Source organism: Plantibacter sp. Leaf1 (genome assembly GCF_001421315.1).
Taxonomy (GTDB): domain Bacteria; phylum Actinomycetota; class Actinomycetes; order Actinomycetales; family Microbacteriaceae; genus Plantibacter.
On sequence record NZ_LMJX01000003.1, the window covers coordinates 354,715 to 370,338 of the forward strand.

The following is a 15,624-nucleotide window of genomic DNA, read 5'->3' on the forward strand; positions in this document are numbered from 1 at the left end:
CGGGCCGGCGGCGCTCCGAGGACACCGGCGGACGGCCGATACACAGGGTCCACTCAAGCGACTCACCGCTAACATGTTGAGAGGACTGCCCCGTTCTGGTGCACCCCGTCCGTCCAGGTCAGTCGACCCGGGTGGAGATCAGGAACACGTAATGGAGAGCAATTCGTGGCCTCACCACTTGAGAAGATCCTTCGCGTCGGCGAAGGTCGCATCCTCCGGAAGCTGACCAGCCTCACGAAGGCGGTCAATGCCCTCGAGGACGACTTCACGGAGTTGAGCGACGAGGAGCTGAAGAGCGAGACCGTCGAGTTGCGTGAGCGCTTCGAGAACGGCGAGACCCTCGACGACCTCCTCCCCGAGGCGTTCGCGGCGGTGCGCGAAGCAGCGCGTCGCACGATCGGCATGCGTCACTTCGACGTCCAGATCATGGGTGGTGCCGCCCTGCACCTCGGCAACATCGCCGAGATGAAGACCGGTGAGGGCAAGACGCTCGTCGCGACCCTCCCGGCGTACCTCAACGCGATCGCCGGCAAGGGCGTCCACATCGTCACGGTGAACGACTACCTGGCGTCGTACCAGTCGGAGATCATGGGCCGCGTCTTCCGTGCGCTCGGCATGACGACCGGCGTGATCGTCGAGGGCCAGACGCCGGAGCAGCGGCGCGAGCAATACGCCGCCGACATCACCTACGGCACGAACAACCAGTTCGGCTTCGACTACCTGCGCGACAACATGGCCTGGCAGGCCAAGGACATGGTGCAGCGCGGCCACTTCTTCGCCGTGGTCGACGAGGTCGACTCCATCCTCATCGACGAGGCCCGCACCCCGCTCATCATCTCCGGCAAGGCCTCAGGCGAGGCCAACCGCTGGTTCCAGGAGTTCGCTCGGCTCGCGGTCCGACTCGAACCCGGCGAGGACTTCGAGGTCGACGAGAAGAAGCGCACCGTCGGCGTGCTCGAGCCCGGTATCGAGAAGGTCGAGGACTACCTCGGCATCGACAACCTCTACGAGTCCGCCAACACCCCGCTCATCTCGTTCCTGAACAACGCGATCAAGGCCCGCGCCCTCTTCAAGAAGGACAAGGACTACGTCGTGATGAACGGCGAGGTGCTGATCGTCGACGAACACACGGGTCGTATCCTCGTCGGCCGACGCTACAACGAGGGCATCCACCAGGCGATCGAGGCCAAGGAGGGCGTCGCCGTCCAGGCGGAGAACCAAACGCTCGCCACGGTGACGCTCCAGAACTACTTCCGGCTCTACGAGAAGCTCTCCGGCATGACCGGTACGGCCGAGACCGAGGCGGCGGAGTTCATGTCGACCTACAAGCTCGGCGTCGTACCCATCCCGACGAACCGTCCGATGCAGCGCATCGACCAGTCCGACCTCGTCTACAAGAACGAGGAGGCGAAGTTCGCGCAGGTCGTCGAGGACATCGTCGAGCGGCACGAGCAGGGCCAGCCGGTGCTGGTCGGCACGACGAGCGTCGAGAAGAGCGAGTACCTGTCTCGGCTCCTCGCCAAGAAGGGTGTGAAGCACGAGGTCCTCAACGCGAAGAACCACGCGCGTGAGGCCGCGATCATCGCCCAGGCCGGTCGACTCGGCTCGGTCACCGTCGCCACCAACATGGCCGGACGTGGAACCGACATCATGCTCGGCGGCAACGCGGAGTTCCTCGCCGTCGCCGAGATGAACGCGAAGGGTCTCAGCCCGATCGAGACGCCCGAGGAGTACGAGGCGGCGTGGGACGAGGTCTTCACGGAGGTCAAGGCCGCGGTCAAGGTCGAGGCCGACAAGGTGATCGAAGCCGGTGGCCTCTACGTCCTCGGCACCGAGCGCCACGAGTCCCGCCGCATCGACAACCAGCTCCGTGGTCGTTCCGGACGTCAGGGAGACCCCGGCGAGAGCCGCTTCTACCTGTCGCTCACCGACGACCTCATGCGCCTGTTCAACGCCGGCGCTGCCGAGAGCCTCATGGGCCGTCAGAACGTCCCGGACGACCTGGCGATCGAATCGAAGATCGTGAGTCGCGCGATCCGCAGCGCTCAGTCCCAGGTCGAGGCGCGCAACGCCGAGATCCGGAAGAACGTGCTCAAGTACGACGACGTCCTCAACCGCCAGCGCGAGGCGATCTACTCCGACCGCCGCCACATCCTGGAGGGCGACGACCTCCACGACCGCGCACAGCAGTTCCTGGAGAGCGTCGTGGACGACGTGCTCGACGAGCACACCGGTGAGGGGAACGGCGACGACTGGGACTTCGATGCCCTGTGGGCCGAGCTCAAGACCCTGTACCCGGTGGGTCTGACGATCGACGAGGTGGTCCAGGAGGCCGGAGCGAAGGGGCGGATCAACCGCGACTTCATGCGCCGCGAGATCCTGTCCGACGCGAAGCTGGCGTACACCAACCGTGAGGAGTCCCTCGGGGCCCCCGCGATGCGCGAACTCGAGCGTCGGGTCGTGCTCCAGGTGATCGACCGCCGTTGGCGCGACCACCTCTACGAGATGGACTACCTGAAGGACGGCATCGGCCTCCGTGCCATGGCGCAGCGTGACCCGCTCGTCGAGTACCAGCGCGAGGGATACGCGATGTTCCAGCAGATGATGGGGCAGATCCGCGAGGAGAGCGTCGGATTCCTGTTCAACCTCGAGGTCGAGGTGAACGGCGAGGTCGATTCGGGTGCCGCAGCACCGGCGATCACGGCCAAGGGCCTGACGCAGGAGACGCCCGACACCGAGAAGCTGAGCTACTCCGCGCCGAGCGAGCAGGGCGGCGTCGAGGTGCGCAACCAGCGCGGGCAGATCGAGAAGGCGGCCACCGAGCGCGCTCAACGCCTGCAGCAGGCCGGTGGCACCGCCGGTGAGGGCGCTCCGGCGACGAAGTCCACGCCGTCGGCGAAGTCCACGCCGTCGGCGAAGGCGACGCGCGGGGCGTTCGGGCAGCAGTCCGACGCGGCGCCCGCGGCCCCCAGCAACCGTTCCGACCGACGCAAGCAGGGCAAGAAGAAGTAGTCGCTCCGCTCACGACGAAGCCCTCCGGACCAGGAGTCATCGGTCCGGAGGGCTTCGTCGTGACGAGGAGCGGTCGCCTGGGCTCAGAGGACGCTGACGGAGGTGGCTCGCCACCGGCCGTCGAGGCCCTCGAGTCGGATGGCGACCGCGCGGGATCTGGCGCGCCCGTGCACCATGACGACGGATTCGACGACGCCGTCCCGCGGTTCCGTGACGGTGACGGTGCCGATCGAGATGAGGGGGACGCTCCCCGGGACGCCGCGGACGCGTCGGGCTCGTTCGGCGAGGATGACCCGCTTCAGCAGGACGGTGTGCACGTCGGCCGTGATCCAGCGAGCGAGCTGCGTGAGGTCGCGCGCTCCGGCGATGACCTCGATGACGCTGCGGGTGAGGTTCTCGAGGAGCGGCCGTGGGTCGGGGAGCTCGGCCCGGGGTGCGGGCTGGTGTCCGAAGAACTCGTCGCTCCCCGGGCGGATGACGGAGCGAGGCTCCCTGGTGCGACGCTCCGGGAGCGGACCGGTCGGCCGGAGGCGCGCCGGGCGCGCCGCGGACTCGTCGTCGTCATGCCGTGCAGCGATGGTCATGGGGCCTCCGAGGGGTCGAACGGCCGACCGGAGTGGGGCGACCGTATGTGGAATGTTAAACTAACCATGCCAGAGATCCGATGTCCAGCACTTCCCCGAGTGGTTCCTCGCTGTGGAGAACTCGCGACGCCTGGGCGGTCGGCGCACTAGCGTCGGCGTATGCGTTGGGACAGCCTGTTCGACGATCTCGCCGGCCAGCTCGACGACGAGCTCGAGGCCGACGACGCCGGTGTGCGGCTGGAGGCGGAGCGGCTCCGACGCGGTCGGCTCACGGTCCGAGACCGCGTCCTCGCCCTGCAGACCGATCTCGGCACCGACGAAGCGCTGGTCGTCGAGCTCGTCGACGGGAGTACGTGGCGGCTCCGCGTGCGGAGCGTGGGCAAGGACTGGTTACAGGCCAGTGTCGGAACGCGGGATCGGCAGGAGGTCATCGTGCCGCTCTCGGCCGTCGCGGCGGTCGCGTTGACCCAGACGCAGGTCGACTGGAGTCTCGACGAGGTCGCCTCCCACGAGCCGCGGCTGCTCGACCGCCTCACGATCGCCTTCCTCCTGCGCGACCTGGCTCGCCGACGCTCCGGCGTCTTCGTGCGCACGCGCTCCGGTCGATGGTCCGGGACGATCGACCGCGTCGGACGCGACCATCTCGACCTCGCCGTGCACGAGCCCGGCTCCGTCAGGCGCACGCGTGACGTCGAGCAGATCCGTCTCATCGCGTTCTCGGAACTCGTCGTCGTCGAGCGGGCGGACTGACGCGATCGCAGCCGGTCGGGGCCCGGGCCGGCGTCAGCTGAAGGGAAGGACCGGCCGGAGCGTCGGGGCGCCGGAGAACTCCGACAGCTCGGTGAACTGGGCCTCGTGCCAGAGCCCTGCACGACGCGCCTCCTCGTACCGACCCGAGATGAAGGCCTCGAGTGCCGAGAACTCGATCCGCCATGGACCGCTGCGGCCGACCCGGATCGCGGGCAGTTCGCCGGTCTCGATGAGCCCGGCGATCTCCGCCGCCGACACGTTCAGCACCTCCGCCGCGTCGCTGACGGTGAGGAAGCGGCCGAGCGGGGCCGGGTCGCGCTGCAGTTCCATTCCTCGATTATCCTCTCGTGCGATCGGCACCCGAAGGTCTGTGGATAACTTCGACGGCACCCACTGCGCACTCGGCAGCATGGGGCGGAGACGGCGCATGGTGTGCCGACGAAGGAGGAGACGGTGCGGGGAATCGAACGAGGCCCGGGCGTGGAGTCGGCGGGCACGAGGGCCGACGGGAGACCGCGTCCCGGTGGGGGTCCCGGCAGTGCGGATCCGATGCGCAGTCGGAGCTGGTCGCGCTCGCGGGTCTGGGTGGACCCGCGGTTCCTCGTCGGCGTGATGCTCGTCGTGGCGTCGATCGTCGGTGTGTGGTGGCTCGTGACGACCTCCAGTCGCACGGTGCCGGTCTACGCGGCGTCGGAGACGTTGACCCCGGGGACCCCGCTCGACCGCTCGTCCCTGCGCGTCATCGACACCCGTCTCGGCGCGGTCGAGGAGGGCTACCTGGGGGCGCAGGGGGCTCCGCCGGACGACGCCGTCGTCACCCGGACGATCGCGGCCGGGGAGCTCGTACCGCTCGCGGCCCTGGGTGAGGCGGACGCCGTGGGCGTGACCACCCTCGTGGTCGAACCGGCGGGCAGGCTCAGCGCCGACATCGTCCGGGGGACGGTGGTCGACCTCTGGGCTGCGGCACCCGAGGGCGACGGGTACGGGGTCCCCGAAGTGCTGGTATCGGCGGCGACCGTCGTCCGCGCGAGCGAGGACGAGGGGTTCCTGGCGAGGGGTGGCTCGGTCGCCCTCGAACTCGCGGTCCCCAGATCCGCGGTGGCGACGGTCCTCGCCGCCACCGCGGCGGCGCACCTGCTCTCGGTGGTCCCGACCGAACCCGGCGGCCACTGATGCTGCGGGTCGGCCTCGCCCTCGACCCGCGCGTCGAGGGCGAGATCCTCGCGACGATGCTCGATCTCGGACACCGGGTCGCGTGGCGCTGCCACGACGCGGCCGAACTCGAGGACCGTCTGGCGACGGGGTCGCCCGTCGAGGTGCTCCTGGTCTCACCCGCCGCCGCGGGCCTTCGGGCGGAACTCATCGACACCGCCGACCGGGTCGGAACCCGAGTCGTGGCGCTCGCCTCGGGTGAAGCGGAGCGTCGCCAGGCCACCGGGCTCGGGCTCGTGGACGTCGTGCTCCTGCCGGTGGATGCGGAGGAGCTCGAGCGGAGCATCGCTCCGATCGAGCTCGGTGACGCCGACCGTCGTGTGCCGGAACCGGCAGCGGGTCGGGTGATCGCCGTGTGGGGCTCGGCGGGTTCGCCGGGCACGACGACGGTGGCCGCCGGCATCGCGAGCGAGCTCGCGGCGCGCGGTCGACGCGTCCTGCTCGTCGATGCCGACACCTACGGCTCGTCCGTCGCGACCATGTTGGGGCTCCTCGACGAGGCACCAGGGTTCGCTGCCGCCTGTCGCCTGGCCGGCAGTGGTGCGCTCGACATCGAACAGCTCGAGCGCATCGCGGTGGTGCATACGTCGCCGTCCGGTGCGTTCCGCGTGCTCACCGGCATCTCGCGTGCAGCGCGCTGGCCCGAGCTCTCGACCGAGCGCGTCGCGACGACCCTGGAGCGGTGCCGCGAGTGGATGGACGACGTCGTCGTCGACACGGCGTTCTGTCTGGAGGCGGACGAGGAGATCTCGAGCGACCTCTTCGCTCCGCGTCGGAACGGTGCGGCGTTCGCGGTGCTCGGTTCCGCCGACCGCGTGGTCGAGGTCGGGGCCGCGGACCCCGTCGGGATCACGCGACTCCTCCGCGGGCACGCGGAACTCGTCGAACTCGTCGATCCGACCAGGATCTCCGTCGTGGTGAACCGGCTGCGCAGCGTCGCGCTCGGTACCGGGCCGGCCGGCCAGCTGGCTTCGACGCTCTCCCGCTTCGGCGGGATCGAGGCGGCGGCACTCCTCCCCGAGGATCAGCGGGTGGTGGACGCCGCCGTCATCGCCGGGCAGTGCCTCCGCGACCAGGCGCCGCGTGGCGCGCTCCCCACAGCGCTGCGCCGCTTCGTCTCCGCAGAGCTGGAGGACCATCCGGCGACATCGCGAGGCCGCGACCGTGGCCGGGGTCGGCGGTCGCTCCGACGCACCCGCGGTCGCCGCCGTGCGATCGAGCGGACACGGCGCCGTGAATAGCGGGAGTGTCGCCCAATACATATCCAGGTGAACACCCGAATATGCAGCGCACCCCGATATATTCATCTGCATTGTTTCGGGAGTCGATTCCGTTATCCGTTGGGTGATGTATTCAATGGGTATCGCGCGGCAATTCGTAATCGTCTGCGACGGCTCGTTATGATTGAATAACCGTCGGATTCACCACGGATTGTTTCAGGAGGACCCCCATGGCTCAGAAAGTCACCACCACCTACATCGATGATCTCGACGGCAGTGAACTCGCCGCCGGCGCGGGCGAGACCGTGCGGTTCGCCATCGACGGAACCGAATACGAGATCGACCTCGGTTCCGACAATGCGAAGAACCTCCGCGAATCGCTGAAGCCGTTCATCGGCGCCGGACGTCCGGTCAAGCGTGGCCGTCGCACCTCGGGCACGAGCACGCGGAACAGTGCGGAGAACCTCGCGGCGATCCGCGAGTGGGCCGCGAAGAACGGGCACGCCGTCTCCTCTCGTGGACGCATCCCGCAGGCCGTCCAGGACGCATACCGCGCCGCCAACTGACGTCCCGCACCTGACACGGCGCTCGGTCCACCCCCGTGGTCCGGGCGCCGTCGTCGTCTGCCGAGCAGCCCGGCGCGGGCTCCGTCCCGGGAGTCGGCCCGCACTCGACGCGCGCCGCCCGAGCCTAGACTGGGACCGTGTCGACGCTCAGTGATCTCGTTCTCGCCCAGGGCCGCTCCAGTGCGGCCGACGTCGAGTGGCTGCATATGCTGCTCGCAGACAGCCAACTCCTCGCAGACCTCGCATTCGCGGATATCGTCATCTGGGTGCCGACGGATTCCGGGAGTTTCATCGCCGTCGCGCATTCCCGGCCGTCCAGTGCCGCCACCCTCTTCTATCGCGACTTCGTGGGTCAGTCGATCAAGCAGGAATGGCGCAAGCAGGTCACGGATTGTTTCGAGAGCGGACGGATCATCGAGTCGTCCGCACCCGATTGGTATGAGGAGACCCCGACCCGCGTGCGCGCGGTCCCGGTGGCACGTCGGATCTCACCGACCGAGAAGACGAACGCCGACGGACCGATCGCGGTCATCACCCGGCACACGAACCTCGGCGAAGCGCGCACCCCGAGCCGTCAGGAACTCACCTTCAACGACTGCGCGAGCGACCTGTTCGAGATGATCGCGGTCGGGGACTTCCCCGACCTCGGGGCGCCGACCGGACCCCGCCGGGGCGCTCCGCGCGCCAGCGACGGACTGATCCGACTCGACGTCGACGGGACGGTCACCTTCGCCAGCCCGAACGCACTCTCCGCGTTCAACCGCATCGGCTTCGCCGAGGAACTCGAGGGCGAGTCGCTCGCGGACGTCACCACGCACCTGCTCTCGGGCACGGGGACGGTCACCGTCGACGAGTCCCTCCCGCTCGTCGTGACCGGACGCGCTCCGTGGCGCACCGACATCGAGGACAAGGGCGTGACGGTGTCCCTCCGGGCGATCCCGTTGCGGAGTCGGGGCGAGCGCGTCGGCGCGATCGTCCTCTGCCGCGACGTCAGCGAACTGCGCCACCAGGAGCAGGAGCTCATCACCAAGGACGCGACCATCCGCGAGATCCACCACCGGGTCAAGAACAACCTGCAGACCGTCGCCTCACTCCTGCGCATCCAGGCGCGACGGACGCACTCCGAGGACGCGCACGACGCCCTCACCCAGGCCATGCGGCGTGTGGCTGCCATCGCGGTCGTCCACGACACGCTCTCCGAGGGGCTCAACCAGAACGTCGACTTCGACGAGGTCTTCGAGCGGGTGCTGCTGCTCGTCGCCGAGGTCGCGAGCTCGCACAACACCACCGTCCGGCCCAAGTCCTCCGGCTCGTTCGGGGTGCTCCCGAGCGAGTACGCGACCCCGCTCGCGCTGGCCCTCACGGAGCTCGTCACCAACGCGGTCGAGCACGGCCTCAACGGGCGGGACGGCGACGTGGAGATCACCGCGGACCGCACCGACGAGTTGCTGAGCGTCCAGGTGCGCGACAACGGCGTCGGCCTGCCCGAGGGCAAGGTCGGCTCCGGGCTCGGAACGCAGATCGTCCGCACGCTCATCCAGGGGGAGCTCGGCGGGACCATCGACTGGCACACGCTGATGGGCAGCGGGACCGAGGTCACGATCGCGATCCCGATGCGCTGGGTCGCCAAGAGCTGAGATCGAACCGGAGGCGACCGAACGGGGCCGCCGCCGCCCAGACATGCGAGAACCCCGGTGCCGTGATCGGCACCGGGGTTCTCGTGCAGGACTAGGAGGCGCGGCGGGCGCGAGCTGCGCGGCGCTTGAGCGCGCGACGCTCGTCTTCGCTGAGGCCGCCCCAGACACCCGAGTCCTGGCCGGTCTCGAGCGCGTACTGGAGGCAGAGCTCGGTGACACTGCAGGTGGCGCACACGGCCTTCGCCTTGTCGATCTGATCGACCGCCGGACCGGTGTTCCCGACCGGGAAGAACAATTCCGGGTCGACGGTCAGGCAGGCAGCTTTATCGCGCCAATCCATAGGGGAGCTCCTTTTATTGCATGGTGAGATGTCTTCAACCGAGTGAGGGGTCTCGGGAAGGGAAAGCCGAAATGCGAGGGGGATGATCGTCCGGGAATCGGGATCTGTCCACACCCTCGTGGACCTCATGTCGGCCTCAAACATGGTTTCATATCGGTAAGAGCAAATCAATAGTCAAGTTTGGGTGAACCCTGTGAGTACCGACCGCAACACCGCTTCCGCTCCGAACCCTCAGGAACGCCGTCACCCCGCCGTGCTGGCCTTCGTGGCCCTCCTCGTGGTCGAGGCGCTGTTCATGATCGGGCTCTCGGCGTGGTTCCTGTTCGAGCTGGTCGCGGCGACACCGGCATCGTTCACGAGCGCGCTCGCGATCTTCGTCATCCTGCTCATCGCGACGGCGTTCGTCACCGCACTCGCGCTCGGGGCCGTGCGCGGTCGGAGCTGGATCCGCGGTGGCGCGGTCACGTGGCAGCTCGTGCAGATCGCCGTGGCGGTCGGCGCGTTCCAGGGGGTCTTCGCGCAACCCGCCATCGGATGGTGCCTGCTGGTGCCGTCGCTCGTCGTCCTCGGGCTCCTGTTCACGCCCGCGGTCGCCGCAGTGACCCGCCGCGAGCTCTGAGCGCGGCGGGCCACCGGTCGCCCGTCAGGCGTCGAGGCCGAGTGCCTTCCGGAGGCTCTTCACGTGTCCGGTGGCCTTCACGTTGTACCGGGCCAGGGAGATCTCGCCGGCCTCGTCGATCACGAACGTCGAGCGGAGGACGCCCGTGACGATGCGTCCGTAGGAGTTCTTCTCGCCGTAGGCGCCGTAGGCCCGGTGCACGGTCAGCTCGGGGTCGCTGAGGAGCGGGAACGTGAGCCCGTCCTCCTCCTGGAAGGCCTTGAGCTTCTCGACGGAGTCCTTCGAGACACCCAGGACCACGTACCCGGCACCGGCGAGCGACGCGAGGTTGTCGCGGAAGTCGCAGGCCTGCGTCGTGCAGCCGGGCGTCATGGCGGCTGGGTAGAAGTAGAGGATGACCCGTCGGCCGGCGAAGTCGGCGAGCGACACGGCCGAGCCGTCCTGGTCGGTGAGGGTGAACGTGGGAGCCGGGTCGCCGGCGGACAGACGGATGGGTTCGGGCATGTCCACCAGCCTACTCAGGAGTACTGGTCGGCCTTGATCGTCGCGAAGGTGCCGAGCAGCCGCTGGAGGGAGTCGAGGCGCGCCGGACCGTTCTCCCCGAGCCGCCCCTCGGCGACGGCCTCGATGATCGCGCAGTCCGGCGCGTCCGGCAGGTGGGTGCAGCCGCGCGGGCATTCGAGCGCGATCTCGGCGAGATCGGTGAAGGACTTCAGGATGTTCGCCGTGTCGACGTGCCCGAGGCCGAACGAACGGACGCCGGGGGTGTCGATGACCCATCCGGAACCGCTGGGGCTCTCGATCCGCAACGACACCGTCGATGAGGAGGTGTGGCGCCCTCGACCGGTCACGACGTTCACATGACCCGTGGCGCGTTCGGCCGTCGGGACGAGCGCGTTGACGAGGGTCGACTTGCCGACACCCGAGTGGCCGACGAACACCGTGTCGTGGCCGACGAGGGCCTCGGTGATCTCCGCGAGCGGGACGTCGTCCTCGCGGCTGCGGAACACGCGGAGCCCGAGCCCGGCGAAGTTCGCGAGGAACTCGTCGGGGTCCTGCAGATCGGTCTTCGTGATGCAGAGGATGGGGGTGATCCCGGCGTCGTAGGCGGCGACGAGGTAGCGGTCGACGAGGCGTGCCCGCGGTTCGGGGTTCGCCGCAGCGACGACGATGAGCATCTGGTCGGCGTTCGCGACGACCACGCGCTCCATGGCGTCGGTGTCGTCACCGCTCCGGCGGAGGAGCGTGGTCCGCGGCACGATCCGGACGATGCGGGAGAGGGTGCCCTCGGCTCCCGAGGTGTCTCCGACGACGTCCACGCGGTCGCCGGTCACGATGGCCTGCTTCCGGAGTTCGCGGGCCCGGGTGGAGGTCAGCACGCGCTCGTCCGGCGTGCCCTCGTCGAGGAGGACCGTGTACCGCCCGCGGTCGACGGCGAGGACGCGCGCGGTCAGGGCGTCGAGGTGCTCCGGCCGGGTCTTCGTCCGTGGGCGGTTCGCCTTCGGGTTCGGCCGCATCCTGATGCTCGACTCGTCGATCTCGAGTCGGTCGTCGTCGTCATCGGCGTCGTCGCTCCACCAGCTCATCGGTTCAGGCTCCGAGCATCGCGTGCCACAGCTCGGTGAACTGCGGGAGCGTCTTGGCGGTGGTGGCGACGTTCTCGACCGTGATGCCGGGCACGACGAGGCCGAGGATCGCACCGGTGGTCGCCATGCGGTGGTCGTGGTAACTCGACCACTCGCCGCCGTGAAGCGGGCGAGGATCGATGCGGAGGCCGTCGGGCAGTTCCGTGACGGCTCCACCGAGCTTGTTGATCTCGGTCGCGAGGGCCGCGAGGCGGTCGGTCTCGTGATGACGGATGTGCCCGATGCCCGTGATGGTGGAGGGACCGTCGGCCAGTGCCGCGAGAGCGGTCAGCGCCGGTGCGAGCTCACCGCCGGTGGTGAGGTCGAGGTCGACCGCGGTGATGCGCTCGCCACCGGTCACGGTCAGGCGGTCGCCCACGAGGGTGACGGTCGCTCCGAAGCGGGGGAGCAACTCGGCCAGGTCGGCGCCGACCTGCGTGGTGGACGCCGGCCAGCCGCGCAGGGTCACGCTGCCGCCCGTGACGAGCGCCGCGGCGAGGAACGGAGCGGCGTTGGAGAGGTCGGGCTCGAGGTCGACGTCGCGTCCGGCGATCGTCCCCGGCGCCACCACCCATTCGCCGACGGCGGGCTGCTCGACGGTGACCCCGCGTGCCGAGAGGGCGGCGATGGTCATCTCGATGTGGGGGAGGCTCGGCAGGCGTTCACCCTCGTGGACGAGGTGGAGCCCCTGTTCGAAGCGCGGAGCGGCGAGGAGCAGGCCCGACACGAACTGGCTCGACGACGAGGCGTCGATCGTGAGCTTCCCGCCGGCGATCGATCCGGTGCCGTGCACGGTGAAGGGGAGCGCCTTCCGTCCGTCGTCGCTGATGTCGACGCCGAGCGCCTGCAGGGAGGTGATCATGGTGGACATCGGCCGGTTCCTGGCCGAGGGGTCGGCGTCGAACACGGTCGGTCCCAGCGCGAGTGCGGCGATGGGCGGGACGAACCGCATCACGGTGCCGGCGAGACCGCACTCGACGGTCGTGCTCCCGAACAGCTCACCGGGGGTGACGAGCCAGTCGGCGCCGAACGCACCCGTCGCCGGGCGCTCGACGATCGTCGTGCCGAGGGCTCGGAGCGCCTCGACCATGTTGGAGCTGTCCATCGAGTGGAGCGGAGCACGCAGCAGCGAGGGGCCGTCGGCCAGCGCGGCCAGGACGAGCTCCCGGTTCGTGAGCGATTTGGACCCCGGGAGCGACACGGACGCGTCGACCGGGCCACCCGCGACGGGTGCCGGCCAGGCTGCGTCGTCGTGCTCGGGTTCGGCATCGCCGTACACGTCGAAATCTGGTGCGGAATACGGATTGGTCAACATTGGTTCCAACAGTAGTCGGGGTCACGAGTAGAAGGAGGAACGGATGTCCACAGCGGTATTGGAACGACCGGTGGTCGAGGCCGATCACGGCCGTCTGGCGCTGGCCGTAGACTGGCCGGTGATGACCTCCGTCGACCCAGAAGCCCTTCCGGCCGAGCCGGACCCCCGATCACTGTTCGAAGCACAGGCACTGCCGTTCATCGATCAGCTGTACGGCGCTGCCATGCGCATGACGAAGAACCCGTCGGATGCTCAGGACCTCGTCCAGGAGACGTTCGTCAAGGCCTTCGCCGCGTTCGCGCAGTTCGAACAGGGCACCAACCTGAAGGCGTGGCTCTACCGCATCCTCACGAACACGTACATCAACACGTATCGGAAGAAGCAGCGCGAGCCGTATCAGGGCACCATCGACGACCTCGAGGACTGGCAGTTGGGTGGTGCCGAGTCGATCAGCGCCACCTCGAGCCGATCCGCCGAGGCCGAAGCGATCGATCACCTGCCCGACAGCGACGTCAAGGACGCGCTGCAGGCCATCCCGGAGGACTTCCGACTCGCGGTGTACCTCGCCGACGTGGAGGGGTTCGCCTACCAGGAGATCGCCGACATCATGAAGACCCCCATCGGGACCGTGATGAGTCGTCTGCACCGTGGCCGACGACTCCTTCGCGACCTGTTGGCCGACTACGCCGAATCACGCGGCTTCAGCGTGACGAAGCAGGGGAGCAAGAAATGAGCGACTGCGGCTGCGACAAAGCCAAGAAGGACCTCGAGGAGTACCTCCGTCACGAGGTGTGCAAGACCGAGGCCGCGGACATCCGTGAGCATCTCGCGAGCTGTCCCGAGTGTCAGAACGAGGCGCTGGTTGCCCAGACGCTGACGGAGGCCGTGCAGCGCGCCTGCAAGGAGACGGCCCCCGAGGACCTCAAGAACCAGGTGCTGGCCTCCCTGCGGGCCACCCAGGCCGCGCACGAGAGCGCCTGACCACGGTCGCTGCGGTTCACCCCGCGCCGTCGAGGCGGGACTCCTCGACATCGAGCATGCGTTGTGCCCTCGCGAGCACCTCTGAGGGGTAACTCCCGGTCGCGCGCGCGTCCAGGAGGGCGTCGCGTTCGGCGTCGAGCACCCGTCGCCTGAGCTGGCGGTACTGCTCGTGCGGCCCGACGCCGGCGTCCGTCCGCTCCGCGGCCGACTCCACACGGATGAGACTGGTCGTGCGCACCCGGTCGACGACGGCGGGGTCGAACGGCTCGCCATCGTCGGTCCGGAGCTGCGGGTCGTCGAGGGCGGCGACGCCGACCGTCGAGATCTCCTCGACGAGGCCGGCCAGCTCCGCCGTCGCCGCTTCCTGGTCCGTGCCGCCCACGCGGCTCAGTCGGATGACGAGCGGCAGCGAGCCGCCCTGCAGGAGCAGGGTGACGATCGCGACGGTGAAGGCGATGAGCACCAACTCGGCGCGGTACGGGGTCTCGAGCGGCAGAGACTGCGCGGCCGCGATCGTGACGACGCCGCGCATCCCTGCCCAGGCGAGGACCGCTCCACCCCGCCAGCCGAGGCCTTCGCGTTGGAGGAAGTCGAGGTCGGCGGTCCGGCGGGCGATCGACCGCGTGAAGGCGGCCTTCCGTCTGGCCGACCGGGGGTTCTCCGAGGGGTGGTCCTCGAGCCGCGCCGAGAACTCGTCGAGCTTCGGCCGCCGCGACAGGGCTTCGCGTTCGTCCCGGCGCAACGACCAGACGAGGCCGCCGACGAAGACGATCCGCACGACGATGAGTGTGCAGGCGGTCAGGAGTCCGAGGCCGATCGAGGGCCAGATGCCGAGATCGTCCTGTTCGACCTGCGAGACGATGGCCTCGAGTTCGAGTCCCATGAGCAGGAACACGCCGTTCTCGAGGAGGAACTGGGTGGTCCGCCAGTTGATCCGCTCGCTGATGCGGTCCTGCGCGGTGAAGTACTTCGCGCTCTGGTGACCGGTGTAGAGCCCTGCGACCACGACGGAGAGGACCCCGGAGGCGTGGAAGTGCTCGGCCGGGAGGTAGGCGATGAACGGCACCGCGAACGAGACGACCGTCGTCAGCACGGGATCCCCGAGCCGCGAGCGGATGCGGACGGTCACGAACCCCACGACGATCCCGATGGCGATGGCCAATGCGACGGCGTAGGCGAAGTCGCCGATCACGCCCCAGAGCGAGACGGATCCGGCGGTCGCCGCGATCGCGGAGCGGAGCAGCACGAGCGCGGACGCGTCGTTCACGAGGCTCTCGCCCTCGAGCACGCTGACGAGGCGCGGCGGCATGCCGAGCCGCTTGCCGATCGAGGTCGCGGCGACGGCGTCCGTCGGACTGACGACCGCGCCGAGGGCGATGCCGGCGGCCAGGCTGAGGTCGGGCAGGATCGTCGACAGGATGAGGCCGATCAGCACGGACGAGACGACGACGAGGACGACCGACAGCCCCGAGATCGCCTTCAGGTTGCGACGGAAGTCCACGAGCGGGACGTTGACCGCCGCCGAATAGAGCAGCGGGGGCAGCACGCCGGCGAGGATCCACTCCGGCTTGACCTCGACGTCCGGCACGAACGGCAGGTAGCTGAGCGCCAATCCGACGAGGACGAGGATGAGTGGGGCTGCCACGCGCAGTTTGGTCGCGAAGCGGGCCACCGCGACGATGGTCACCACCGCGACGACGGCGAGGAATGCGAAGTCCATGGCGTCAGCCTATTGGCGCACGCTCACCGACCGCCCACGGATC

Annotated in this window: 16 protein-coding genes; 9 read left to right on the top strand and 7 right to left on the bottom strand. The window is 69.0% G+C overall.

Features of this window, described 5'->3' with window-relative positions:
- Positions 1-165 precede the first annotated feature (165 nt).
- Positions 166-3,012 carry a preprotein translocase subunit SecA gene (gene secA, locus ASE44_RS15505; protein ID WP_056781718.1) on the top strand — a complete coding sequence of 949 codons (2,847 nt, stop codon included), beginning with the start codon at positions 166-168 and terminating at the stop codon, positions 3,010-3,012.
- 83 nt (positions 3,013-3,095) lie between these two features.
- On the opposite strand, the gene ASE44_RS15510 is transcribed toward secA, so the two are convergent.
- The gene (locus ASE44_RS15510) at positions 3,096-3,596 is read right to left on the bottom strand and encodes an Rv3235 family protein (protein WP_082456144.1); all 501 of its coding nucleotides are present in this window, start codon (positions 3,594-3,596) and stop codon (positions 3,096-3,098) included.
- Positions 3,597-3,755: 159 nt separating this feature from the next.
- Here ASE44_RS15510 and ASE44_RS15515 point away from each other — a divergent pair, with 159 nt between their 5' ends.
- On the top strand, positions 3,756-4,346 hold the full coding sequence (locus tag ASE44_RS15515; protein WP_056781720.1) for a hypothetical protein: 591 nt from the start codon (positions 3,756-3,758) through the stop codon (positions 4,344-4,346).
- A gap of 33 nt (positions 4,347-4,379) precedes the next feature.
- On the opposite strand, the gene ASE44_RS15520 is transcribed toward ASE44_RS15515, so the two are convergent.
- Positions 4,380-4,676: a helix-turn-helix domain-containing protein gene (locus tag ASE44_RS15520; protein WP_056012641.1), complete on the bottom strand. Its 297-nt coding sequence runs from the start codon at positions 4,674-4,676 to the stop codon at positions 4,380-4,382.
- 219 nt (positions 4,677-4,895) lie between these two features.
- On the opposite strand from ASE44_RS15520, the gene ASE44_RS15525 reads away from it, so the two are divergent.
- From ASE44_RS15525 to ASE44_RS15540, 4 genes are all read left to right on the top strand, one after another.
- Positions 4,896-5,519 carry a hypothetical protein gene (locus ASE44_RS15525; protein ID WP_056012638.1) on the top strand — a complete coding sequence of 208 codons (624 nt, stop codon included), beginning with the start codon at positions 4,896-4,898 and terminating at the stop codon, positions 5,517-5,519.
- A complete protein-coding gene (locus tag ASE44_RS15530) occupies positions 5,519-6,799 on the top strand; it encodes a P-loop NTPase (RefSeq protein WP_056781721.1) in 1,281 nt (426 codons plus the stop codon). Before ASE44_RS15525 ends, ASE44_RS15530 begins: the two co-directional genes overlap by 1 nt.
- A 209-nt stretch (positions 6,800-7,008) precedes the next feature.
- Entirely contained in the window at positions 7,009-7,344 is a 336-nt protein-coding gene (locus tag ASE44_RS15535; RefSeq protein ID WP_056012632.1) for an Lsr2 family protein, read from the top strand.
- 137 nt (positions 7,345-7,481) lie between these two features.
- On the top strand, positions 7,482-8,981 hold the full coding sequence (locus ASE44_RS15540; RefSeq protein ID WP_056012629.1) for a sensor histidine kinase: 1,500 nt from the start codon (positions 7,482-7,484) through the stop codon (positions 8,979-8,981).
- Between the two features lie 91 nt (positions 8,982-9,072).
- On the opposite strand, the gene ASE44_RS15545 is transcribed toward ASE44_RS15540, so the two are convergent.
- On the bottom strand, positions 9,073-9,321 hold the full coding sequence (locus ASE44_RS15545; RefSeq protein ID WP_056012627.1) for a WhiB family transcriptional regulator: 249 nt from the start codon (positions 9,319-9,321) through the stop codon (positions 9,073-9,075).
- Between the two features lie 193 nt (positions 9,322-9,514).
- On the opposite strand from ASE44_RS15545, the gene ASE44_RS15550 reads away from it, so the two are divergent.
- Complete coding sequence (locus ASE44_RS15550) at positions 9,515-9,940, top strand: hypothetical protein (RefSeq protein WP_157580023.1); 426 nt, start codon at positions 9,515-9,517, stop codon at positions 9,938-9,940.
- Between the two features lie 24 nt (positions 9,941-9,964).
- Here the strand turns inward: ASE44_RS15550 and bcp are convergent, their stop codons facing one another.
- From bcp to aroA, 3 genes are read right to left on the bottom strand one after another with little or no spacing between them, the layout of a single operon-like run.
- Entirely contained in the window at positions 9,965-10,444 is a 480-nt protein-coding gene (bcp, locus tag ASE44_RS15555) for a thioredoxin-dependent thiol peroxidase (RefSeq protein WP_056013423.1), read from the bottom strand.
- Between the two features lie 14 nt (positions 10,445-10,458).
- On the bottom strand, positions 10,459-11,526 hold the full coding sequence (gene rsgA, locus ASE44_RS15560) for a ribosome small subunit-dependent GTPase A (protein WP_056781723.1): 1,068 nt from the start codon (positions 11,524-11,526) through the stop codon (positions 10,459-10,461).
- A gap of 4 nt (positions 11,527-11,530) precedes the next feature.
- Positions 11,531-12,880 (bottom strand): 3-phosphoshikimate 1-carboxyvinyltransferase, encoded by a 1,350-nt coding sequence (gene aroA, locus ASE44_RS15565; protein WP_056781725.1) that lies wholly within the window; start codon positions 12,878-12,880, stop codon positions 11,531-11,533.
- Positions 12,881-12,923: 43 nt separating this feature from the next.
- Here aroA and ASE44_RS15570 point away from each other — a divergent pair, with 43 nt between their 5' ends.
- Together ASE44_RS15570 and ASE44_RS15575 are read left to right on the top strand one after the other, a co-directional pair.
- Positions 12,924-13,613 (top strand): sigma-70 family RNA polymerase sigma factor, encoded by a 690-nt coding sequence (locus ASE44_RS15570; protein WP_082456145.1) that lies wholly within the window; start codon positions 12,924-12,926, stop codon positions 13,611-13,613.
- Positions 13,610-13,861, top strand: coding sequence for a zf-HC2 domain-containing protein (locus tag ASE44_RS15575; protein ID WP_056012616.1), 252 nt, complete (start codon positions 13,610-13,612; stop codon positions 13,859-13,861). The genes ASE44_RS15570 and ASE44_RS15575 overlap by 4 nt, the downstream gene beginning before the upstream one ends.
- A gap of 16 nt (positions 13,862-13,877) precedes the next feature.
- Here the strand turns inward: ASE44_RS15575 and ASE44_RS15580 are convergent, their stop codons facing one another.
- Positions 13,878-15,581 (bottom strand): sodium:proton antiporter, encoded by a 1,704-nt coding sequence (locus ASE44_RS15580; protein WP_056012615.1) that lies wholly within the window; start codon positions 15,579-15,581, stop codon positions 13,878-13,880.
- Between the last annotated feature and the right edge of the window lie 43 nt (positions 15,582-15,624).

Bases quoted from the DNA above. Each gene is read 5' to 3' on its own strand.
- ASE44_RS15515 (WP_056781720.1), top strand. From the start codon at position 3,756: ATGCGTTGGGACAGCCTGTTCGACGATCTCGCCGGCCAGCTCGACGAC.
- ASE44_RS15570 (WP_082456145.1), top strand. From the start codon at position 12,924: ATGTCCACAGCGGTATTGGAACGACCGGTGGTCGAGGCCGATCACGGC.
- ASE44_RS15510 (WP_082456144.1), bottom strand. From the start codon at position 3,596: ATGACCATCGCTGCACGGCATGACGACGACGAGTCCGCGGCGCGCCCG.
- ASE44_RS15580 (WP_056012615.1), bottom strand. From the start codon at position 15,581: ATGGACTTCGCATTCCTCGCCGTCGTCGCGGTGGTGACCATCGTCGCG.
- ASE44_RS15545 (WP_056012627.1), bottom strand. From the start codon at position 9,321: ATGGATTGGCGCGATAAAGCTGCCTGCCTGACCGTCGACCCGGAATTG.
- ASE44_RS15535 (WP_056012632.1), top strand. From the start codon at position 7,009: ATGGCTCAGAAAGTCACCACCACCTACATCGATGATCTCGACGGCAGT.
- ASE44_RS15575 (WP_056012616.1), top strand. From the start codon at position 13,610: ATGAGCGACTGCGGCTGCGACAAAGCCAAGAAGGACCTCGAGGAGTAC.
- ASE44_RS15530 (WP_056781721.1), top strand. From the start codon at position 5,519: ATGCTGCGGGTCGGCCTCGCCCTCGACCCGCGCGTCGAGGGCGAGATC.
- ASE44_RS15525 (WP_056012638.1), top strand. From the start codon at position 4,896: ATGCGCAGTCGGAGCTGGTCGCGCTCGCGGGTCTGGGTGGACCCGCGG.
- bcp (WP_056013423.1), bottom strand. From the start codon at position 10,444: ATGCCCGAACCCATCCGTCTGTCCGCCGGCGACCCGGCTCCCACGTTC.
- aroA (WP_056781725.1), bottom strand. From the start codon at position 12,880: ATGTTGACCAATCCGTATTCCGCACCAGATTTCGACGTGTACGGCGAT.
- ASE44_RS15520 (WP_056012641.1), bottom strand. From the start codon at position 4,676: ATGGAACTGCAGCGCGACCCGGCCCCGCTCGGCCGCTTCCTCACCGTC.
- rsgA (WP_056781723.1), bottom strand. From the start codon at position 11,526: ATGAGCTGGTGGAGCGACGACGCCGATGACGACGACGACCGACTCGAG.